20 protein-coding genes are annotated in these 22,044 nt (G+C 64.1%); 7 read left to right on the top strand and 13 right to left on the bottom strand.

The window, feature by feature from the left end:
• Positions 1–90: 90 nt before the first annotated feature.
• The 5 genes from lnt to miaB all read right to left on the bottom strand — a co-directional run bounded on the left by lnt (position 91) and on the right by miaB (position 5,875).
• On the bottom strand, positions 91–1,569 hold the full coding sequence (gene lnt, locus MC381_RS14395) for an apolipoprotein N-acyltransferase (protein ID WP_251978432.1): 1,479 nt from the start codon (positions 1,567–1,569) through the stop codon (positions 91–93).
• A 68-nt stretch (positions 1,570–1,637) separates the two neighbouring features.
• Positions 1,638–2,531 carry a CorC family transporter gene (locus MC381_RS14390; RefSeq protein ID WP_251978431.1) on the bottom strand — a complete coding sequence of 298 codons (894 nt, stop codon included), beginning with the start codon at positions 2,529–2,531 and terminating at the stop codon, positions 1,638–1,640.
• Between the two features lie 288 nt (positions 2,532–2,819).
• Complete coding sequence (gene ybeY / locus MC381_RS14385; protein WP_251978430.1) at positions 2,820–3,299, bottom strand: rRNA maturation RNase YbeY; 480 nt, start codon at positions 3,297–3,299, stop codon at positions 2,820–2,822.
• Entirely contained in the window at positions 3,296–4,333 is a 1,038-nt protein-coding gene (locus MC381_RS14380) for a PhoH family protein (RefSeq protein WP_251978429.1), read from the bottom strand. Before MC381_RS14380 ends, ybeY begins: the two co-directional genes overlap by 4 nt.
• A 192-nt stretch (positions 4,334–4,525) precedes the next feature.
• On the bottom strand, positions 4,526–5,875 hold the full coding sequence (miaB, locus tag MC381_RS14375; protein WP_251978494.1) for a tRNA (N6-isopentenyl adenosine(37)-C2)-methylthiotransferase MiaB: 1,350 nt from the start codon (positions 5,873–5,875) through the stop codon (positions 4,526–4,528).
• Positions 5,876–6,126: 251 nt separating this feature from the next.
• Here miaB and MC381_RS14370 point away from each other — a divergent pair, with 251 nt between their 5' ends.
• From MC381_RS14370 to MC381_RS14360, 3 genes are all read left to right on the top strand, one after another.
• On the top strand, positions 6,127–6,456 hold the full coding sequence (locus MC381_RS14370) for a DUF1820 family protein (RefSeq protein ID WP_251978428.1): 330 nt from the start codon (positions 6,127–6,129) through the stop codon (positions 6,454–6,456).
• A gap of 237 nt (positions 6,457–6,693) precedes the next feature.
• Positions 6,694–7,311 (top strand): TIGR04211 family SH3 domain-containing protein, encoded by a 618-nt coding sequence (locus tag MC381_RS14365; protein ID WP_251978427.1) that lies wholly within the window; start codon positions 6,694–6,696, stop codon positions 7,309–7,311.
• Positions 7,312–7,351: 40 nt separating this feature from the next.
• The gene (locus tag MC381_RS14360; RefSeq protein WP_251978426.1) at positions 7,352–7,999 is read left to right on the top strand and encodes a class I SAM-dependent methyltransferase; all 648 of its coding nucleotides are present in this window, start codon (positions 7,352–7,354) and stop codon (positions 7,997–7,999) included.
• 125 nt (positions 8,000–8,124) lie between these two features.
• Here the strand turns inward: MC381_RS14360 and MC381_RS14355 are convergent, their stop codons facing one another.
• The 8 genes from MC381_RS14355 to ggt all read right to left on the bottom strand — a co-directional run bounded on the left by MC381_RS14355 (position 8,125) and on the right by ggt (position 16,791).
• Positions 8,125–8,718, bottom strand: coding sequence for a YajG family lipoprotein (locus tag MC381_RS14355; RefSeq protein ID WP_251978425.1), 594 nt, complete (start codon positions 8,716–8,718; stop codon positions 8,125–8,127).
• An 89-nt stretch (positions 8,719–8,807) separates the two neighbouring features.
• A complete protein-coding gene (locus tag MC381_RS14350; RefSeq protein WP_251978424.1) occupies positions 8,808–9,908 on the bottom strand; it encodes a sulfate/molybdate ABC transporter ATP-binding protein in 1,101 nt (366 codons plus the stop codon).
• Entirely contained in the window at positions 9,905–10,732 is an 828-nt protein-coding gene (gene cysW / locus MC381_RS14345) for a sulfate ABC transporter permease subunit CysW (RefSeq protein ID WP_251978423.1), read from the bottom strand. Before cysW ends, MC381_RS14350 begins: the two co-directional genes overlap by 4 nt.
• Entirely contained in the window at positions 10,732–11,586 is an 855-nt protein-coding gene (cysT, locus tag MC381_RS14340) for a sulfate/thiosulfate ABC transporter permease CysT (protein ID WP_251978422.1), read from the bottom strand. Before cysT ends, cysW begins: the two co-directional genes overlap by 1 nt.
• Complete coding sequence (cysP, locus tag MC381_RS14335; protein WP_251978493.1) at positions 11,583–12,551, bottom strand: thiosulfate ABC transporter substrate-binding protein CysP; 969 nt, start codon at positions 12,549–12,551, stop codon at positions 11,583–11,585. The genes cysT and cysP overlap by 4 nt, the downstream gene beginning before the upstream one ends.
• 259 nt (positions 12,552–12,810) lie before the next feature.
• Positions 12,811–13,980: an MFS transporter gene (locus tag MC381_RS14330; protein ID WP_251978421.1), complete on the bottom strand. Its 1,170-nt coding sequence runs from the start codon at positions 13,978–13,980 to the stop codon at positions 12,811–12,813.
• Positions 13,981–14,067: 87 nt separating this feature from the next.
• On the bottom strand, positions 14,068–15,054 hold the full coding sequence (locus MC381_RS14325; protein ID WP_251978420.1) for an SH3 domain-containing protein: 987 nt from the start codon (positions 15,052–15,054) through the stop codon (positions 14,068–14,070).
• A gap of 39 nt (positions 15,055–15,093) precedes the next feature.
• Positions 15,094–16,791, bottom strand: a complete 1,698-nt coding sequence (gene ggt, locus MC381_RS14320; RefSeq protein ID WP_251978492.1) for a gamma-glutamyltransferase — start codon at positions 16,789–16,791, stop codon at positions 15,094–15,096.
• Positions 16,792–17,376: 585 nt separating this feature from the next.
• Here ggt and MC381_RS14315 point away from each other — a divergent pair.
• The 4 genes from MC381_RS14315 (at position 17,377) to rpe (ending at position 22,039) form a co-directional block, all read left to right on the top strand.
• The gene (locus tag MC381_RS14315) at positions 17,377–18,087 is read left to right on the top strand and encodes a gluconate 2-dehydrogenase subunit 3 family protein (RefSeq protein ID WP_251978419.1); all 711 of its coding nucleotides are present in this window, start codon (positions 17,377–17,379) and stop codon (positions 18,085–18,087) included.
• Between the two features lie 3 nt (positions 18,088–18,090).
• Positions 18,091–19,863 (top strand): GMC family oxidoreductase, encoded by a 1,773-nt coding sequence (locus tag MC381_RS14310; protein WP_251978418.1) that lies wholly within the window; start codon positions 18,091–18,093, stop codon positions 19,861–19,863.
• Positions 19,864–19,874: 11 nt separating this feature from the next.
• Entirely contained in the window at positions 19,875–21,209 is a 1,335-nt protein-coding gene (locus MC381_RS14305) for a c-type cytochrome (RefSeq protein ID WP_251978417.1), read from the top strand.
• 143 nt (positions 21,210–21,352) lie between these two features.
• Positions 21,353–22,039, top strand: coding sequence for a ribulose-phosphate 3-epimerase (gene rpe / locus MC381_RS14300; protein WP_251978416.1), 687 nt, complete (start codon positions 21,353–21,355; stop codon positions 22,037–22,039).
• The last annotated feature ends 5 nt before the right edge of the window (positions 22,040–22,044 follow it).

Below are 22,044 nucleotides of genomic sequence, written 5' to 3'. Positions count from 1 at the left end.
CCGGCAGGGTTCTGCCGGGTGCTTGGGGGCATCGGCGGCTGTGGAGCGCGTTTGCCTTGGGGCGAGCCGACTAGACTTAGGGTGAGCCGACTAGACCTTGCGCCGCGTCAGGCCTGGCAGCAACAGCAGCAACGCGAGCGCCCAGGCTGGCCAGCTGCCGGTGCGGGTGAACGGGGTGAGACCGGTCATCGGTATGACATCGCCAACCACGCCGGCGGTGGCGAACTGGGGCGCGCGTTCGTGCAAACGACCTTGGTCGTCGATGATCGCGGTCACCCCATTGCTGGTCGCACGCACTACGTAGCGGCCATTCTCCAGCGCGCGCAGTCTGGCCATCTGCAGGTGCTGCAGCGGGCCGATGGAGCGTCCGAACCAGGTGTCGTTGGAAACCGTCAGCAGCACGTTGGCATCGCGAGCACGCTCGGCGACGAGGTCGGGATAGACGATTTCGTAGCAGATCGCGCTGCCGATGGCGATGCCGTGACTCAACATCGGCGGCTGGGAATCGGCACCGGCGGCGAAGTCCGACATCGGCAGGTTAAAGAAATTGATGATACCGCGTAGCAGGAAGTCCAGCGGCAGGAATTCGCCGAACGGCACCAGGTGATTCTTGCGGTACTCGCCGCGCGTGGCGCCGACGCCGATGATGGCGTTGTAGTAGCGGTCGGCCTCGTCGCGCTGGACGATACCCGTCAGCAGCGCGCTTTCGTTGGGCAGCGTAGCCTGAAGACGCTCGAGATAGGGGCGTGCCTGGCTTTCGAACATGGGCAGGGCGGTCTCCGGCCAGACTACCATGTCGACGTCGTCCGGCAGCTCCCGAGTCATGCGCGTGTAGGTGTTGACCGCCTCGCGCTGACCGCCGGCGCTCCACTTGGCCAGCTGTGGCAGATTGCCCTGCAGCAGCGCCATGCGCACGGGGTCCGCGGCCTGACTTGTCCACTGCGTCGGCAGCGCCAGCGGCACAAGCCAGAGGGCGGCGATCGGCGCTGCGGCCCACCAGCGGCGACGGCAGAACTCGACCAGCAGGGTGCCGGAGAGCGCGGTGATCAATGACAGCAGATAGACTCCGCCGATCGGCGCCCAGGCGGCCAGGGGCGAGTCCACATGGGCGCTACCCAGCAGCAGCCAGGGGAAGCCGGTGAAGGCCCAGCTACGGAAGGCTTCGCCCAGTACCCAGGCGCCGGCGAAGCTGAGAAAGGCCAGCCTTGGCGTCGTGAAACGACGGTAGAGACCGAAGATGAATGCGTGGAAGAGGGCCAGCGTCGCCACGAACAGCACGGTCAGGAACACTGCCAGGGGAACGCCGGTGTAGCCGTAGTCGTGGATCGACACGTAGACCCAGGAAGTGCCGCTGGCGAAAAGGCCGACGCCGAATAACCAGCCGCGTAGTGTCGCCTGCGCCACCGTCAGCCGGTGTTGACCGACGAACATTAGCGCCACGGCGAGGGGGCCCAGCCACCACAGATGGAAAGGGGCGAAACTCAGCGTGGAGAACCCGCCGGCGACCAGTGCGGCAAGATAGCCGGGCCAGGGACGACTGGCGGAAATCAACGGCTTGGCGGACGGCATGGGGGCACTCCTTGCAAAAGTGCCCCTTATATCAAAGTTGTCGGCGCAATGCGCCTGCCACGTGCGGTTCAGCCTTCCATACGCGACGAGTCGGTGCGTTCGGCCTCGGCGGGCACGGGCTGTGCCTGCAGCAGTCGGATCCGCCGGTTGTCGGCATTGAGCACGGTGAAGCGCCAGTCACCCAGGTCGGTGTACTCGTTGCGCCGCGGCAGATGGCCGAAGCGCTGCATGATCAGGCCACCGACCGTATCGAACTCATCGTCGGAGAAGGCAGTGTCGAACTGTTCGTTGAAGTCCTCGATCGGGGTCAGGGCGCGGACCGCGAAGGTGTTGTCCCCGAGATCGCGGATGTCTTCCTCTTCGTCGGTGTCGTGCTCGTCCTCGATGTCGCCGACGATCTGCTCGAGGATATCCTCGATGGTCACGATACCGGCGGTGCCGCCGTACTCATCGACGACGATGGCCATGTGGTTATGCGTGTCGCGGAATTCCTTGAGCAAGGTGTTGAGACGCTTGGATTCGGGCACGAACATGGCGGGACGCAGCACATCGCGTAGCGAAAAGGCGTCGCGTTCCTCGCGGTTGCGCTTGAGCAGCGGCAGCAGATCCTTGACCAGCAGAATGCCGAGAACGTCGTCAAGGTTGTCATCGATGACCGGATAGCGGGAGTGTGCGGTTTCCAGAATGATCGGCAGGCAATCCTCCGGGCGCTGCTCGACGCTGATGGCGGTCACCTGGGAGCGCGGAATCATCACCTCCCTGACCTGCTGGTCGCTGATCTGGAAGGCGCCTTCGATGATGGTCAGCGCATCCTGATCCAGATTAAGGCGCGGGCCCGCCTCGCGCAGAAAGGTGAGCAGCTCCTCGCGGGAACTGGGTTCGTCGAAATCGCTCGAGAAGGTACTGATCAGTTTTTCCAGCCAGGATCGACTGCTCTGGCTACTCGATCGGTCTTCACTCATGACAGGGGTCTCTTGTCCTCGGATGACGCACGGAAGGAAGGGGGGCACGCGACAGGCGCGGGCCACAGAAAGGGTTCCGCCATCCGGGATCGGCTAGGCGGAGGCTCGTCGGGATGATCGGCCGTCATGGTGCGGGTCTCGCTCGAACGTCCCCAAAGACGGCGGGAAACTCTCGTCGGCGTCGGCATAAGGCTCGAATGTAGTTAGACATGGTGAATGCCGGGGCGGGATCGGGAGCACAACACCCTTGCCGTCTGGGCGGAGGTCGGGTTGTCATCCGATCGTGGCCTAGGCGCCGGGCTCATCGCCCCGGTAGGGGTCGGCGATACCGAATGGCGCCAGCAGTGTCCGCTCCAAGGCTTCCATCTGCTCGGCTTCCTCATCATCTATATGGTCATGGCCGAGCAAATGCAAGCAGCCATGGATTACCAGATGGGCGTAGTGGGCGTGTAAGGTCTTGCCCTGTTCCGCCGCCTCGCGAGCGACCACGGCATGGCAGATCACCAGATCGCCGAGTAGTGGCAGCGCCAGACCCGGGGGCGCTTCGAAAGGAAAGGAGAGCACGTTGGTCGGCTTGTCCTTGCCCCGGTAGTCGCGGTTGAGCTGCTGGCTCTCTTCGGGCTCGACGAAACGGATCGTCAGCTCGTGCCGGTCGTCGCCCTCGGCGACGAGCACGGCGGCGACCCAGCTTTCCAGCGCCGCCTGCGTGGGCAGCTCGGCTTCGGCCTCTGCCGGTACGGCGATCTGGCGGTCGATCTCGATGCTCATGCGTCGCTGCCGCCGGCGTCGCCGCTGCGGCTGGCTTCGGCATCGCGACGCGCCTGTTGGCGCTCCTCGCGTCGCTGGCGCATGGCCGCTTCCTCGCTGGCCTCGTGATGGTCGTAGGCTTCGATGATGCGTTGCACCAGCGGATGGCGCACCACGTCCTTCGGGGCAAACTGGGTAATGCCGATGCCGGCGGTGTCGCGCAGGACCTCGAGCACATGGATCAGCCCGGAGCTTGAGCCGCGCGGCAGGTCGACCTGAGTCGCATCGCCGGTGATCACGGCGGTCGAGCCGAAGCCGATACGCGTCAGGAACATCTTCATCTGCTCACGCGTGGTGTTCTGACTCTCGTCGAGAATAATGAAGGCATTGTTGAGCGTTCGGCCGCGCATGTAGGCGAGCGGGGCGATCTCGATGATCTGGCGCTCGATCAGCTTGTTGACCTGCTCGAAGCCGAGCATTTCGTAAAGGGCGTCGTAGAGCGGGCGCAGGTAGGGGTCGATCTTCTGGGCCAGGTCGCCGGGTAGAAAGCCAAGCTTCTCGCCGGCTTCCACCGCCGGTCTGACCAGCAGGATACGTCGGACTTCCTGACGATTGAGCGCCTCCACCGCCGCGGCGACGGCAAGATAGGTCTTGCCGGTGCCCGCCGGGCCGATGCCGAAGTTGATGTCGTGCCGGCGGATGCTGGCGACGTAGCCCTGCTGATTGATGCCGCGCGGCTTGATCAGGGCGCGCGGCGTGCGGATCACGATGCCGCCCTCGAGCTCTCCGGTCTCCTCTTCCAGCGCTTCCACGCCCGACTCCTGCAGGAACAGGTGCACGGTGTCCGGGTCGAGCTGCTCGGCCTCGGTCTCGCGGTAGAGATGCTCGAGCACGTTGGCCGCTGCCTTGACACCGGAGTCGGCGCCGGCGAGCTGGAAAGTGTTGCCGCGATTGCGCAGCGTCACGCCCAGACGATCCTCGATCAGCCTCAGGTGTTCGTCGCGCTGGCCGCACAGGTTGGCCAGGCGCATGGGATCGTTTGGTTCGAGCGTCATCGAAATGACGCGATTGGCAGGCTGTTGGTCTTGGGTCAACGCAGAGAAATCCGTTGGTATGAAAAAGAGGCCATCAGCTTACTGCGCCGATTCCGTCCGGGGCAATGATACGGGTTATGGCGCGATGGTCGAATGTCGGGCGATGGCGGCGCCCGGCGAGCGTCGTGACATCGACGCCTCCCGGGCGCTGTTTCAATGGCGTTCGTCGGAGACCAGCTCGCCGCGCAGCGAGTTGGGGAGCGCCTCGGTAATGCTGACATCGACGAAATAGCCGATCAGCGCGGTCGGGTTCTCGGCGCGGAAGTTGACCACGCGGTTGTTCTCTGTGCGACCGGAGAGCTGCCCCGGGTCCTTGGGCGAGAAGCCGGTGACCAGAATCCGCTCGACGTTGCCGACCATGCGGCGGCTGATCTGCTGGGTCTGCTGATTGAGCCGATCCTGCAGCACTGCCAGGCGCTGCTTCTTGGTCGCTTCCGGCGTGTCGTCCTCCAGCGACGACGCAGGCGTGCCGGGGCGCTTGGAGTAGATGAAGCTGAACGACGCGTCGAAACCGATACGATGGATCAGATCCATGGTCTGTTCGAAGTCTTCGTCGGTCTCGCCGGGGAAGCCGATAATGAAGTCCGAGGAGAAGCTGATCTCCGGTCGCAGCGCGCGAATGCGCTCGAGTTTCTCGATATACATGTCGCGGCCGTGGCCGCGTTTCATGGCGGCCAGAATGCGGTCGGAGCCGGACTGCACCGGCAGATGCAGGTGGCTGACCAGTTCGGGAATCTCGCCGTAGGCCTCGATCAGACTGTCCGTGAACTCCACCGGATGCGAGGTGGTGAAGCGGATGCGATCGATACCGTCGACAGCGGCCACGCAGGCAATCAGCTCGGCCAGATCGATCTCGTCGCCACTCGCATCGGGACCGCGGTAGGCGTTGACGTTCTGGCCCAGCAGGTTGATCTCGCGTACGCCTTGTTCGGCGAGGTGCACGACCTCTTCCATGACCGACTCGAACGGGCGCGAGACCTCTTCGCCGCGGGTGTAGGGCACCACGCAGAAAGTGCAGTACTTGGAGCAGCCTTCCATCACCGAGACGAAAGCCGTGGCGCCATCGGATTTCGGCTTGGGCAGGTGATCGAATTTTTCGATCTCGGGAAAGGTCACGTCCACCGCCTGGATCGGCATGGCGCTGCTGTTACGGGCGTCGAGCATGGTCGGCAGACGATGCAGAGTCTGCGGGCCGAAGACCATGTCGACGTGTGGCGCCCGCTTGCGGATGTTGTCACCTTCCTGACTGGCGACACAGCCGCCGACGCCGATCACCAGATCGGGGTTCGAGGCCTTGAGCTTTTTCCAGCGCCCGAGCTGGTGGAAGACTTTCTCCTGGGCCTTCTCGCGAATCGAGCAGGTGTTTAGCAGGATCACGTCCGCCTGATTCTCGTCATCGGTCAGCTCGAGGCGGTGGGATTCACCGAGCAGATCCGCCATGCGAGCGGAGTCGTACTCGTTCATCTGACAGCCGTGCGTCTTGATGAAGAGTTTCTTGGTCACTGGTTGCGTTGCTGTGGCCATGCGCGGGTCACCGGTCCCCGTGGATGAAGATGGGAATGACCGAGACGGCTTGCCGCTGTCGAAAGCTGGGCGACGCCGCTCGGAAAGCGCCACATTATACGGCCGCTGCCGGCCAACAGCCAACCCGCTGCGCTCGCATGCGCGGGCGGCTGTGGTACCCTTGCGCCTATTTGCCGGGCCATGCCAGCGCCGCGAGGCAGGCCGACAACGTCGGGAGAGTCATTCGTCATATGCCCAGCAAGCCGATCTACCGGGTCGTATTTCACAATCAAGGAGAAGTGTGGGAACTCTACGCCCGGGAAATCTTTCAGAGTGAGCTATGGGGGTTCATCGAAGTCGAGGCCTTCGTCTTCGAGGATCAGTCCAAGGTGGTCGTGGACCCCGGTGCGGAGAAACTGCGCCGTACCTTCGACGGCGTCAATCGCAGCTACATTCCCTATAGCGCCATCGTGCGTATCGACGAAGTGGAGCGCGAGGGCGCTGCCAAGGCGGTCAAGGCCGAAGGCAATGTTGCGGAATTTCCGCGGCCCATGGCCTGGCCGCCGAAGGACGACAGCTGAGCGGTGAGGTCTGGTCAGATTTTCACCAATTTGTCGTCAATGCCGGGGCAGCCGGTGGATGAGACCCATGCTGCGCAGGTTGTCCCAACGGTTATCCACAGAATGTGTGGATGAGTGCTCGAGGCCCGAGCAGGATGCGAAGGCCGATCTCATCGTCGCGTGGGCGGGGCGGTCGCCAGCAAGTGGTTTGCCCGTAACGCCTAACCTTCATCGATTAGCCATCAAGATCACGACGATATGTTGAAAATCCGAAACGTTGCAGTGGGTTGTGCGCTCGGCGTAGCCCTGTTTTCTCTTCCGGCCGCCGCGCAGGAGGGGCATTGGGTCAGCGATGAGCTACCCACGTATGTGCGTAGCGGCCCCACCGACGGCTATCGCATCGTCGGCACGCTGACCAGCGGCGACCCGATCACCGTGTTGCAGACCCAGGGCGATTACACCCAGGTGCGCGGGCCCGATGGCGATGCCGTCTGGATCCAGTCGCAGTTCGTGCAGCAGGAGCCCAGCGCTCAGGATCAACTGCCGGCGCTGCAGGAAAAGGTCGAATCGCTCACCTCGCGGCTCGACGGCATCGACGACGAGTGGAACCAGCGCGTGGCCGATATGCGCCAGGAACTCGAGAGTCGCCAAGCGCAGGTGGATGACCTTCAAGCCACCAACAACCAGCTCAATCAGGCGTACTCAGAGGCCGAGGGCAAGATGCGCGAGATGCAGGCGCGTCTGGATACCCAGGAAGAGGATCTGCTGCTGCGCTACTTCATGTACGGCGGCGGCGTGGCCGGTGCCGGGCTGATCCTCGGCTTGATCGTGCCGCATCTGCCGCGTCGTCGTCGCAAGCGCGACCGCTGGTTCTGATGGCGCGGATTCGCGGCGCCGAGCGAGGGAGGCACGACGCATGACACAGCCGGATTGGCTAGCGCGCTGGCGCGAGGGGCGAATCGGCTTTCACCGGGCCACGCCGCATCCGGCGCTGGTGCGCCATTGGTCACGACTCGCGTTGCCCGCAAGCGGTCAGGTGCTGGTGCCGCTGTGCGGCAAGAGCGAGGACATGCGCTGGCTGGCCGCGCGAGGCCACCCGGTCCTCGGTATCGAGCTGTCGCCACTGGCGCTCGAGCAGTTCGTGGCCGAGGGCGATGCGCCGGCCACGCGCTATCGTCGCGGCGACTTCGCGTGCGTACGCCAAGGCCGTGTCGAGCTCTGGTGTGGGGACTTCTTCCACTTCCGTGGTGAGCCGGCGACAGCGTTGGCGGGCTTTTACGACCGGGCCGCGCTGATCGCGCTGCCGTCGCCCGCGCGTCAGCGCTATGCGCACCATCTGGCGCAACTGCTGTTGCCGGGGGCGCAAGGTCTGCTGGTGACGTTGACCCACGCCGAGGGAGACGCCGGGCCGCCGTTCAGCGTCACCGAGGCCGAGGTAGAGCGGTTGTTGGCGCCCAATTTCGAGCTCGAACTGTGCGAGACGGGCAGAGCCGAGGATGGCTTGCAGGAGCAGGTCTGGCAGCTGACGCGCCGGGGCCCGGCGCGTCAAGCGGTGGCAGGCTAAGCGGTATTATGGCAACCGTATCGCGATGACCGGGGCGGCCGGGCACGCTATTGACCCTCTGACCGCCCGACGCGATGGCACGGCGGGCGGTCTTCATGGCAGGTCGGGGACGACCGTCGTGGGGCTTAGCGCGCCAGCAAGTTGCCCAGCTGCGGGTCGCGGAACGTGCGATCCAGCGCGTCGCCCAGCAGATCGCTGACCATGCGGTTGTTGGTATCCCAATCCGGCTTGAAGGCATAGCTCTGCTTGCGCTTCGAGGTGTAGCGGCCGCTGTAGGTGTCGCCGCCATTGTCGACCTTGGCCTCGATGACAGCCTGCAACTGGGTGGCGTCGAGCATGGGCTGGTCCGCGTTGGCTCGGGCGTAGTCGAGTTGGCTAAGCGTCAGGGTCAGCGTCGGCCCGCCGCTCGCCTGCCGCGTCGGATTGAAGCCCATGCTGCGTAGCGCGCCTTCCGCCTGCGCCTGCAGCTTGGGGATCACGTCGTTCGCTTCCACGGTGATCGTCGAGGTCGATGACGCCGTGCCGGAACGGGTGCCGATCACGCTGTCACTGCGGCCGTCGACGACTTCCAGGGTCACCGCCTGGCCGTTGCCGGTCTGAGGAAAACCGCCACTGACCTTGGGATTGACCGACAGAATCTGCGGGCTCTGAGCGCAGGCGGCGAGTACGCCGAGCACCCCGGCGGCGACGATGCACTTGAGCGCAAACCATTGACGCATAAAAGCTAACCTCTCGTTTCCTGATAACGGGCGGCGTCCATTATAGACAGGGTTCGCGAGGGCGCGGTATGTCGGATCTCGACGCCGGCTCAACTGGCGGTCGCCGGTATCAGTGTCGTCGGTTGCGCTGCGTCGAAGCGATGCAGCTGGCTGGGCAGGGCAAACAGCCGCTTGCCACGCGTGATGTCCAGCCGCTCGAAGGCTTCGTGGCCGATGGTTGCGAGCCACGGCTCTCCCAGCCAGTCCGCTTCCAGCTCCAGTCGCACCTCGGCGCCGACGGGGACGATCGCACTCACGGTTACCGGCAGGTGTGCACGGTCGGATGCCTGCGTAGCCAGCGATATCTCGTGCGGACGCAGCAGCAGCTCATGACGGCCCGAAGCGATGCCGGGCACGGCGATACGGGCATTGCCACAGGTCAGCACTTCCCGCTCGACATCCCCCTCGAGGCGATTGATGTCGCCCAGAAACTCGAACACGAAACGGTTTGCCGGCTGACGGTAGAGCGTGTCCGGCGTGGCGATCTGCTCGATGCGGCCATTGCTCATCACCACCACGCGATCCGAGAGTTCCAGGGCTTCTTCCTGGTCGTGGGTGACGAACAGACTGGTGAAGTGAAGTTCCTCGTGCAGATGACGCAGCCAGCGGCGCAGTTCCTGGCGCACCTTGGCATCCAGCGCCCCGAAGGGCTCATCGAGCAGCAACACGTCCGGTTTCAGCGCCAGCGCCCTGGCCAGCGCCACGCGCTGCTGCTGACCGCCGGAGAGTTGGGCCGGAAAGCGCTTGGCGAAGGCCTGCAGGCGGACCATCTCCAATAGCTGCATGACCCGCGACCGGATCTCCTCCGTGGAGGGGCGTTCGCGACGCGGCAGGGCGTTGAGGCCAAAGGCGACATTGTCGTAGACGCTCATGTGGCGAAAGAGCGCGTAATGCTGGAAGACGAACCCGATGCGGCGGTCGCGAACATGCACGCGGGTGACATCGCGCTCGCCGAAATGAATGCTGCCGCTGTCGGCTTGCTCGAGTCCCGCAACGATGCGCAATAGTGTCGTCTTGCCGGAGCCGGAGGGGCCAAGCAGGCCGATCAGCTCGCCGTCGTGGATATCGAGATCGATCGGCTCGAGGGCGCGTGTCTGGCCCGGGCCCTTGGCACCATAGGTTTTGTCGATCCGTGCGATGCGGATGCTCATGTCGCAGTCTCCCGGCGCGCGGCGCGCCATTCCAGAGCCGCCTTGGCGGCCAGCGTCAGCAAAGCCAGCAAGGCCAGCAGCGATGCGCTGGTAAAGGCGCCAACGGTGTTGTAGTCCTGATAGAGCTGCTCGACCTGCAACGGCAGCGTATTGGTCTCTCCGCGAATGGCGCCGGCGACCACCGAGACGGCGCCGAACTCGCCGACGGCGCGAGCGTTGGTCAGGATCACGCCGTAGAGCAGGGCATGGCGGATCTTGGGCAGTGTCACGCGGCGGAATATTGTCCAGCCCGAGGCGCCCAGCGTTACGGCGGCTTCCTCCTCGCGGGACCCTTGTGCCTGCATCAGCGGGATCAGTTCGCGGGCGATGAACGGGCAGGTGACGAAGATCGTCACCAGCACAATTCCGGGCCAGGCGAACATGATCTGGATGTCGTGGGCATCGAGCCAGCCGCCCAGCCAGCCGTTGCGGCCATACAGCAGCAGGTAGACCAGACCGGCGACCACCGGCGAGACCGCGAACGGTATGTCGATCAGTGTCTGCAGCAGGCGCCGGCCGGGGAAATCAAAGCGCGTCACCAGCCATGCCAGAAAGACGCCGAAGATCAGGTTGATCGGTACCGTCAGCAGCGCGACCAGTAGCGTCAGCCCGATCGCGGCGAGCGTGTACTCATCGCGCAGGTTCTGCCAGTAGACGTCGAGCCCGCTCATCAGCGCCTGGGCGAAGATGGCGACCAGCGGCAGCAGCAGGAAGAGCGCGCTCAGCGCGAGCGCAGTACCGATCAGTAGGCGGCGTACGCCGGGGGCATCACCGATACGAACCATCAGGGGCGCCCTCCGTGCAGCCGTTTGATAAAGCGTCCCTGCCACAGGTTGATCGCGAGCAGCAGCGCGAGAGAGGTCGCCAGCACGATCGAGGCGACAGCCGAAGCACCGGCGTAGTCGTACTCCTGCAGCTTGACGAAGATCATCAGCGAGGTGATCTCGGTCTCGTAGGGCTTGCCGCCGGCGATAAAGATGACCGCTCCGAACTCGCCCAGCGAGCGTACGAAGGCAAGCCCCGTGCCGGTGACCAGCGCTGGCCACAGGTAGGGCAGGATCACGCGGCGAAACGCGTGGCCATCGCGGGCGCCGAGTGTGACCGCGGCTTCATCGACCTCCGCCGGCAGGTCTTCGAGTACCGGTTGCACCGTGCGCACCACGAACGGAATGCTGGTGAAGGCCATGGCGAGCGCGATGCCGACCCAGGTATAGGCGACCGAGAGCCCCAATGGATCGAGCAGGCGCCCGATCCAGCCGTTACTCGAGTAGAGCGTGGCCAGCGTTACGCCGGCCACCGCCGTCGGCAGGGCGAAGGGCAGATCCATCAGCGCGTCGACCAGGCGTTTACCGGGGAAGTCGTAGCGCACCAGTACCCACGCCATCAACAGGCCGAAGGCGGCGTTGAAAAGCGCGGCTACGCCGGCCCCCAGCAGGGTCACGCCGTAGCTTGCCAGCAGGCGCGGGTCGGTGATCAGGAACCAGTACTGTGACCAGCTCAGCTGCGACAGCTGCCCCACCAGACTGGTCAAGGGCAGCAGCAGAATCAGCGAGACGAAGGTCAGCGAGACGCCGAGCGATAGGCCGAAGCCTGGCAATACGCGACGCTGGCGACCCAGTCCGAAAGCGGAAACTATCATCGGCGTTGCAGTTGATCCAGTTCACCGCCGCTGGAGAAATGGGTCTCCATCGCGTCAGGCCAGCTGCCGAAGATATCCTCGACGCGCAGCAGTTCGGTCTGCGGGAAGCGGTCGCTGAACTCGGCGGCTACGCCTTCATCATTGACGCGATAGTTGAACCCGGCCAGCAGGCGCTGGGCTTCCTCGGTGTAGAGATAGTCGAGATAACCCTTGGCGAGATCCTCGTTGGCGTTGCGCTCGGCGTACTCTTGCACGACGGCGACCGGGAACTCCGCCAGGATGCTGACCGGCGGCACAACGACCTCGTAGTCGTCGCTGCCGTACTCGTCACGAATGTTGTTCACCTCGGACTCGAAGGTGATCAGCACGTCGCCGATGCCACGCTCGACAAAGGTGGTCGTGGCACCCCGCCCACCGGTATCGAACACCTCGACGTTGCCGAGGAAGCGTTGCATGAACGACTCGATATCGTCCTCGTCGCCATCGAAAGCTTGGTCCGCGTAGCCCCAGGCCGCCAGGTAGGTGTAGCGCCCATTGCCCGAGGTTTTCGGGTTGGGAAAGACGAGCGAGACGCCGTCGCGGGTCAGGTCATCCCAGCTTTCGATGCCTTTCGGATTCCCCTTGCGCACCAGGAAGGCGGTGGTCGAATAGTAGGGCGAGGCGTTATTCGGATACTGATCCTGCCAGTCCTCGGCGACTAGCCCGGCGTCAGCCAGTACGTTGACGTCGGTCACCTGATTGAAGGTCACCACGTCGGCGCGCAGCCCCTGCATGATCGAGCGCGCCTGGGTGGAGGAGCCGCCGTGGGACTGTTTCACCGTGACGCTTTCGTCGTGTTGCTGTTCCCACCAAGCGATGAACTGCGGATTCACCGCCGCAAAGAGTTCACGGGCTATGTCATAGGACGAGTTGAGCAGCTCGCGGGGTTCTTCCTGCGCCTGAGCCGACGATAGAGCACCCAGCATGAGGGTTAGACCGACAGCGGAGGCGGCGAACAGCGGACGAGGTGAGGATAGCCGGATCATGAAGCGATTCCCTGCAAATTATTAGCGATGTCGACAAGGCTAAATAAAGCCATATGGAATGACAATCTCGTTGCTTAGATCATTTATGAATATTCTTGCAGGCTCTTTCTATATGGATACAGCCCGGTCATCTACATGGCTAAAGCCCGGCCATGACCAGATCACATAGCTGGCGACGGCGTAAGCTGACGCGGACGCTTCAAGCCTGGCGACGATACAACGCGAGCAGGCCGACCAGCGGCCCGGGCAGGAGCCACCAGGCCAGCTCGACACCAACGTGCGGTAGTAGAGGCACCAGCAGGGCGATGGATAGCGCCGAGATGCCGAAGCCGATCGCGTTCTGCAGCGTCAGCGCGCTGCCCAGTAGCGGCGCCGGGCAGGCGCGGGCGGCGAGCGCCGAGAAATGCGGCGAATCGATGACCGCCAGCAGGCTCCAGATGGCCAGCAGGGCTATCAGGCCAGTCGGGTCGAGCCGAGTCGCCAGCAGCGGATAGAGTGCCGCGCACAGGGCGGAGCCAGCGAGACCTGCGGTGGCGATCGCGCGGCTGCCGAAGCGCAGGCTCAGCAGCCCGCCAAGCCAGCAGCCCGGCGCACCGACCGCGATCAGGACAAAGGCCCCTATTGCGAGCTGCGTCGACGACAGCGCAGGCACGGCAAGGCTCAGCAGGAGGGGAATCAGCGCCCACAGCGTGTAGAGCTCCCACATGTGGCCGAAATAGGCGAGGGCCGCGCGGCGAAATTCGGCCAGGCGGAATGCGGCCAGCCCGCCGAAGCGCGAGATCGCGGTCGCGGGTGGCTCCTGGCTCGTTGCCGTCGTTGTCGTCGTTGCCGGTGTTGCCTCGCCGAGACGGTGGACCATGACGCCGGCGAGCAGGGCCAGTCCGGAGGCGGTCCATAGCGTCGGGCGCCAGTCACCCTGCCAGTCGAAGGCCGTCAGGAGGTGGGGCGTGGCGGTGCCGAGCACCAGCATGCCGACCAGCCAGGCAAGCCCCAGACCCGCACGACCGGGTGCCCAGCCGACCATCAGCTTCATGCCGATCGGATAGATGCCGGCCAGAGCCAGGCCGGTGATGAGGCGCAGGAACAGCGCTGGCCACAGCCCGCCGGCAACCACAAGCAGGCCATTGGCCACGGCGCCAAGCAGGCAGGCGCCTGCGAACAAACGGCTGGCATCGTGGCGATCGGCGACCCCGCTCAGACCAATGAAGAGCGTCCCCAGCAGGAAACCTAGCTGCACGGCACCGGTGAGCCAGGCGATATCGCCGGGGACGAGCGACCAGGCAGCGGTCAACTCGGGGATGATGGCATTGGGTGTGAACCAGAGTGCCGTGCCAAACCATTCGGCGACGGCGATAGTCAGAATGGGCATGGGGTTTCCAGCGCGAGGGACACAAGGCGAGTGTCGTAAACGGGGCGATTGTGGCGTGTCACCGGCATCGTCGTCGACCGGATGACGTCAGCCGCCGTCGACGATAGCCCGAGGAATCCGGTAGTACTCATCTCCCAGATGGATTTCGTAGCCTTCCGTGTCCTGCGTGATGCGATAGTCATGGCTTTCGCCACCGCTGACATCGACGACGGCACCGTTCTCGATCAGGACATGGCGCGTTCGATCGTCCGGTAGCACGATCCAGAGACCGGCATTGCCCGGGCCGTCGCGAATCACGCCGAGCGGACAGGCAGCCGTCATGTCACCGAGCTGGCAGGCGATCTCGGTGACGGCATCGAAAGGCCGGCTGTTATCAAGGTGGGCGTCATTCGGCATCCGCGGGTAGGAAATCGGCGGCGCTTCTACCAGATAGCGTCCGGCTACCCAGCCGCGCTGGCCGGAACCGGCGGCACGGATGCGACACCAGCGGATGTCGCCGCTCAGGCGGCACCCCCGGTTTTCGAGAATCTCGCCATTGGCGAGGGCGTTAAGCGTCGGGTAACGGGCATCCGGCCCGCGGCGGACGTTGAGGCGGCTGTCGGTGTCCTTCAATGCAACGCGCCAGGCGTCTGGGCCACCGGCCAGGCTGTCGGCATAGTCCGGCGGGCCCAATGCCACGGCCAGGCTGTAATGGGCCATTTCGCCGCGTCGCGCCGCTGCACGGACCAGGAAGACCTCGATGCGGTAGTCCCCGTCCGTCGGTAGGGGCACATCGGCGACATTGCCCTTTTGCATCCCGGCGAACAGCGCCGTGTCCGCCTCCTCTGACCAGATCGTGAAGGAGGCGCTGGCGTTGTCGGCGTACAGATCGACCGAGAGTGTCTGGCCGCCCCGGGCGGTGACCTGAAAACGGTCGGTTTCGTCGCCCGTCAGCTGCTCGCGGACCAGTGTGCGGGTCGTGGCGTCAAGCCGCGTCACGGTGTCTGCCAGGGTCGTCGGCACGAGTAGCGCGAAGATGGCCGCGAATCCGAGACTCGGGATACCGTCGCGTCGGACAAGGCGGAGAGCGGTCATGGCGATATCTCCGATCCGGCGGCCGAGATAGCCGCGATCCTAGAGGCCGAGCGCCGAAGAGGTCGAACGTCGCGGATCGGCACCACCGGTAAAGGTGCCGTCGTCCTCGATGCGTATCGACTGGGCCGCGCCCATGGCGTCCTGTTGGCTGACCGTATGGCCCATCGCCTCGAGCAGTGCCAAGGTATCCGGGCTGATGCCGTCCTCGACGCGGATCTCGTCCGGCAACCACTGGTGATGAATGCGAGGCGCGCTGACGGCGCTCTGGATGTTCATGCCGTGATCGATCACATTCATCACCACCTGAAGCGTCGTCGTGATGATGCGCGACCCGCCGGGGCTACCGGTGACCAGAAAGTTCTTGCCGTCTTTCTGGACGATGGTCGGCGTCATCGAGGAGAGCATGCGCTTCTCGGGTTCGATCCTGTTGGCCTCGCCACCGATCAGACCGTAAGCATTGGGGGTACCGGTTTTGGCCGAGAAGTCATCCATTTCGTTGTTGAGCAGGAAGCCCGCGCCGTCGACCACGATCCCCGACCCGTAGCTGAAATTTAGCGTGTAGGTGTTGGAGACCGCCAGGCCACTGTCGTCGGCGATCGAGAAATGGGTCGTCTCGTTGGATTCATACGGCAGCGGATCGCCGGCGGCGATTTCCTGACTCGGCGTGGCACGCTCGAGATCGATCCCGTCACGCAGTTCGTTGGCATAGTCTTTCGAGACGATGCCCTCGAGAGGCACGTCGACGAAATCGGTATCGCCCAGGTATTCGGCACGGTCGGCGTAGGCGCGCTTCATCGCCTCGCTCATGAGGTGGATCGTTCTTGCCGAGTTGAAACCCATGGCGTGGATGTCGTAGCCCTCGAGAATATTGAGTATCTGCACAATATGCGCGCCGCCGGAGGAGGGCGGGCTCATGGCGTAGACGTCGTAGCCACGATAGCGGCCGTGAACCGGCTCGCGTATCGACGGGTGATAGGCGGCCAGGTCCTCGGCGCTCATCAGCCCGCCATGAGCCGCCATTTCGTCCGCGATCAGCTGTGCGGTCTCGCCCTCGTAGAACTCGCGCGGCCCCAGCTCGGCGATACGCCGGAGCGTGGCGGCGAGCTCGGGCTGACGAAAGCGCTCTCCGGCGTGATATAGCGAACCATCCGGCTTGTAGAACACCTTGCGCGTCGAATCCCACTGCTTGAGCCGATCCTGAGACTGCTCCAGCCCCTCGGCGAATCGCGGCGGAATGATGAAGCCATCATCGGCCAGCTTGATCGCCGGCGCCAAGGCGTCGGCGAGCGTCAGCGTGCCATAGCGCTCGAGCGCAAGAGAAAGGCCAGCCACCGTGCCCGGCACGCCGGCCGCGTTGTGGGTAAAGCGCGAGCGTTCCGGCACCACCTCGCCGTCGGCGTTCTGGAACATCGTCTCCGTGGCGGCGGCGGGCGCTTTCTCGCGATAGTCGATGGCGACAACGTCGCCGCTGTTCTCGTCCGAGATCAGCATGAAACCGCCACCGCCGATGTTGCCGGAGCGGGGCTGGGCCACCGCCAGCGCAAACCCGGCGGTGACGGCGGCATCGACTGCGTTACCGCCGTTTTCCATCACGTCATGAGCGATCTGCGAGGCGAGATAGTGGCTGGTGGCAACCATGCCGTGTTCGCCCGTGGTGGGGTGAAATCGCTCGCCCTCAAGAATTGCCGATTGGGCACCGGCTGAAACCGAAATCAGCGAGCAGGCCGTAAACAGCATGGCCCCGAGCGTCTGCTGTAGCTCATGTCGGTAGCGGGAACGATGCCCGTCGAAGCGGGCGCGTCGCGAGAGTGGGGTCATGCCAGTGCCTCGTGTTGTTGTCGTAAACGGTCGTGGACGGTCTTGAACGGTCTTGAAGGACCGACGGGACGCTGCAGCTCGACCGGAAGGTGGTATCGCGCAATTCGCCACCGCCGGTCGTCGTGTCGAGACGTTCCGTCAGCCTTGGCGGTCACCAGATTGCCGCCAAGATCTTGACCAGTATAGGAATCGTGGTCGCCACTCGCGCAGGAAAAGTCGTTCGTTGGCGTGCTAAGCAGTTTGGGGTGTGGTAATTTGTCGCGGGTCATGTAGATCAATAAGGCCCGTATAGAAGGCCGGGCTCGACACATCCGGCTCCACATAACCGGATCGACCCAACTCGGATCGACAGGACCTGGATCAATGATCGCGTCGTTTGGCGACGACGCGCTCGAGGCGAGGCTCGCTTGGCGGCGACCCATCGCTTCGTTCCGATCAATAACAAAGCCTGCCCCGAATCAGGCTTCCATGCTGTGCTTCACCTGGACCGTGAAGGAGATAACCATGAGCGCCAAGCTCGAGAACGCGTCACGTCGCGGGTTCATCAAGGGTTCCCTGATGATGATTCCGGCAGTGACTGTCGGCAGCGGTGTCTCGCTGACCGCCGCCGCCGCAGAGCCTCCCCCCGACCTCGCCGATTACCAGCCCACCTTTTTCGACGCCGATGAGTGGCAGTTCCTGCTGGCTGCCTGCGATCGCCTGATTCCCGCCGATGGCGAGGGACCGGGAGCGCTGGAAACCAACGTGCCGATCTTCATCGACGGGCAGATGGAGGGCAAGTTCGGTCATGCGGCGGACTGGTACATGAAGGGGCCGTTTCACGAAGACGTCTCGCCGCTATTCGGCTATCAATCGCCGTTGACGCCGCGCGAGGTCTATCGCAAAGGCATCGCGGCGACCCGCCAGTACTGCCAGACGCATCACGGCAAGGACTTCGCCGGGCTCGACGCCGACACCCAGATCCAGGTGCTGACCCAGCTCGAAAAGGGCGCGATCGAATTCGACGACGTCTCCTCGGATCAGTTTTTCGCCTTCCTGCTGCAGAACACCAAGGAAGGCTATTTCGCCGACCCGATTCACGGCGGCAACAAGCACATGGCGGCGTGGAAATTTATTGGCTTCCCCGGCGCACGGGCATCCTACCTGGAGTGGGTCGATCAACATGACAAGGCCTATCCGCTCGGTCCGGTCAGCCTTAACGGAGAGAGGGGATAAACCATGGCCAAGACCAACCCGCACGTCGATGTCGTCATGATCGGACTCGGCTGGACCAGTTCGATCATGGGCATGGAACTGACCGATGAAGGCTTGAACGTGCTGGCGCTGGAGCGCGGCCCGGATCAGGATACCGTGCCCGATTTCGCCTACCCCAAGATGGCTGACGAACTGACCTACGGCGTGCGCTATCAGCTGATGCAGCGCCCGGCCAAGAGCACTCTGACCGTGCGCCATGGCGTTCGCGATACGGCGGTACCCTACCGTAGCCTGGGTTCTTTCCTGCCGGGTAACGGCGTTGGCGGCGCCGGCACCCACTGGAACGGCCATACCTGGCGTCCGCAGCCCAATGAGCTGCGCCTGAAGAGCTACGTCGAGGAGAATTTCGGCGCCGATATCATCCCCGAGGAGATGACGATTCAGGATTACGGCGTCAGCTACGATGAGCTGGAGCCGCATTTCGATCGCTTCGAAAAAGTCGCGGGTATTGCGGGCAAGGCGGGCAATCTCAACGGCGAGATCCAGGAGGGCGGCAACCCGTTCGAGGGCTGGCGCTCCAGCGAGTATCCGCTGCCGCCGATGAAGCGCACGCTCAACGATACGATGTTCGAGGAAGTCGCCAAGAGCCAGGGGCTGAATCCGTTTCCGCTGCCGGCGGCAAATGCCTCGGAAGCCTACACCAATCCCTATGGCATGCAGCTGGCACCCTGCAACTACTGTGGCTTCTGCGAACGCTACGGCTGCCTCAACTACTCCAAGTCTTCGCCGCAGACCTGCGTGCTGGGCGCGCTCAAACAGCGCGACAACTTCGCCTATCGCGCCAACTGCGAGGTGATGAAGGTCAATCTGGCCAGTGATGGCAAGACCGCCACCGGCGTGACCTATATCGATGAGAACGGCGACGAGGTGATCCAACCCGCCGATCTGGTCATCATGGGTGCCTACTCGCTGCACAACGTACATCTGCTGCTGCTGTCGGGCATCGGCAAGCCTTACGATCCGATCAGTGGCGAGGGCGTGGTCGGCAAGAACTACGCCTATCAGATGAACGGTGGCTCCACGCTCTATTTCAAGGACAAGCAGTTCAATCCGTTCATCGGCGCCGGTGCCAACGGCGAAACCCTCAATGACTTCGGCGTCGAGCAGATCGATTTTGCTGAAGCTGGATTCATCGGCGGGTCCTACTTCAATGCGGCGATGACCAATGGCCAGCCGATCCGCAACATGCCGTTGCCAAAAGGCGCGCCGAGCTGGGGGGCCGAGTGGAAGCAGGCGGTCCAGGAGACCTATGGCCATACCATGACCATCGGCTCCCACGGCAGCAACATGGCCTACCGTGACTGCTATCTGGATCTCGACCCGACCTACACCGACGATCACGGCCGTCCGCTGATGCGCATGACCTTCAACTGGAAGGACAACGACGTGCGCATGACCCAGTTCATGAAGCAGAAGATCGATACGCTCTCCAAGGCGCTGAGGCCGGACGACTACAAGCTGTCGTTCAAGGACTTCGACTCTCGCTACGACGTGCGGCCGTATCAGACGACCCACAACGTGGGCGGCGCGATCATGGGCACCGACCCCAAATCCAGCGTGCTCAATCGCTATCTGCAGAGCTGGGACGTGCACAACGTCTTCGTGATGGGCGCGAGTGCCTTCCCGCAGAATCTGCAGTACAACCCGACCGGCCTGGTCGGTGGCCTGACCTATTGGGCGGCCAAGGCGATTCGCGAGCAGTATCTACCCAACCCCGGACCGCTGGTCCAAGCCTGAGGAGCGTGAACATGACCTATCGAGTTTGGTTCACAACGCTCCTGGGCTGCGGCCTGGCGAGCGTGACGGGAGCGGTGATGGCGGCCGAGGGCCAGCGTGGTGCCGACCCGAGTCAGGTCGAGCGTGGCGCCTATCTGGCGCGGGCGGGCGACTGCGTCGCCTGCCATACCGCGGAAGGTGGCAAGCCGTTCGCTGGCGGTCTCGAGATCGACAGCCCCTTCGGCACCATCGTCTCGACCAATATCACCCCGGATCCGGAAGCCGGGATCGGCAACTACACGAGGGAGCAGTTTGCCGACGCGCTGCGAGAGGGCGAGCGCGCCGATGGCGCCAATCTCTACCCCGCGATGCCGTATCCGTCCTACGCCAAGCTGAGCGACGAGGACATCGATGCGCTCTACGCCTATTTCATGCAGGGCGTCGAGCCGGTCGCCGAGCAACCGGCGGAGAGCGACGTCAGTTTCCCGTTCAACCAGCGCTGGGGCATCAGTCTGTGGAACTGGCTGTTTGCCGACGCCGAGGCGTTCGAGCCGGCATCCGGCCAGAGCGAGCAGCTGGCCCGTGGCGCCTATCTGGTCCAGGGGCTCGGTCACTGCGGCAGTTGCCACACGCCGCGCGGCCTGCTGTTCCAGGAGAAGGCGCTGGACGACAGCGACGAGGCCTATCTGAGCGGTGAAACCCTGGGTGGCTGGTGGGCGCCCAGCCTGCGCGGAGGCGGGGAGGGCGACGCCGGCCTACAGGGCTGGAGCGCCGATGACATCGTCGAATACCTGGCGACGGGGCGCAACGACCACGATGCGGTGGTCGGGGAAATGACCTCGGTGGTCGCCAACAGCACCTCGCATCTGACCAATGACGATCTGCAGGCGATTGCCGCTTATCTGAAGTCGCTGCCGCGCCAGTCGCGCGATGACGAGAACCGGCAGAGCGAGACGACGCCAGCGCAGACCGAGCAGATGCTCACGGCGGCGGACGTCGACGGCAAGCCGGGCGCGCGGCTTTATCTCGACAACTGCAATGCTTGCCACTTCGCCAACGGCGAGGGCGCGGCGAAGGTCTTTCCGTCGCTGGTCGGCAACGAGTTGGTCAACGCCGATGACCCTACCGGACTGGTTCATGTGATCCTGGCGGGTGCGCGGCTGCCGTCGACACCGGGCAAACCCGAAGCGCTGGCGATGCCCGATTTCGGCTGGCGTCTATCGGACGACGAAGCCGCGCAGCTGGCGACCTTCGTGCGTGGCGCCTGGGGCAATCACGGGGACGCGGTCAGCGCCGAGCAGGTGGCCGAGGTGCGCGAGACGCTACCCGAGGATCGCGAGACCAGCGCGCCGGACTTCGAAAAGTAGCCTACCGCCGCAGGTTCGTGTTCCCCGCAACGCCCGCCGGTCGATCCGGCGGGCGTTGTCGTCTGCATGGCCTGCCGCGACAGAGCGCTCGCTTGCGTTAGAATGCGGAGAGTCTTTCCGCGTTCTTCAAGGATCCGTCATTCATGCGCGACTTCAAGATTGCTCCCTCGATTCTCTCCGCCAACTTCGCCTGCCTGGGGCAGGAGGTCGACGATGTACTGGCGGCCGGCGCCGACATGATCCATTTCGACGTCATGGACAACCACTACGTCCCCAACCTGACCATCGGGCCGATGGTCTGCGAGGCGCTGCGCAAGCATGGCGTGACGGCGCCGATCGACTGCCACCTCATGGTCAAGCCGGTGGATCAGCTGATCGGCGACTTCATCGATGCCGGGGCCGACTATGTCACCTTCCATCCGGAAGCCTCCGAACATATCGATCGGTCGCTGCAGCTGATCAAGAGTCGCGGCTGCAAGGCGGGGCTGGTGTTCAACCCGGCAACCTCGCTGGCGCATCTCGACTACGTCATGGACAAGATCGACATGATCCTGATCATGAGCGTGAACCCTGGTTTCGGTGGGCAGTCGTTCATTCCCGCCGCGCTCGACAAGCTGCGCGAGGCGCGCCGGCGCATCGACGCCAGCGGCCGTCCGATCCGCCTCGAGGTGGATGGCGGCGTGAGTGCCGACAATATCGCCGACATCGCCCGGGCGGGGGCGGATACGTTTGTCTCTGGCTCCTCGATCTTCAAGGCCCGTAGCCTCGAGGATCCGAACCGCTATGACGGTGTCATCGGCCAGATGCGCTCGGCGCTGGCCGCGTGTTGAACCGT

Source organism: Salinicola avicenniae, assembly GCF_023736115.1.
Taxonomy (GTDB): Bacteria; Pseudomonadota; Gammaproteobacteria; order Pseudomonadales; family Halomonadaceae; genus Salinicola; species Salinicola avicenniae.
The sequence above is the reverse complement of the archived record's forward strand: the minus strand, read 5'-3'. Positions and strand labels throughout refer to the sequence as shown.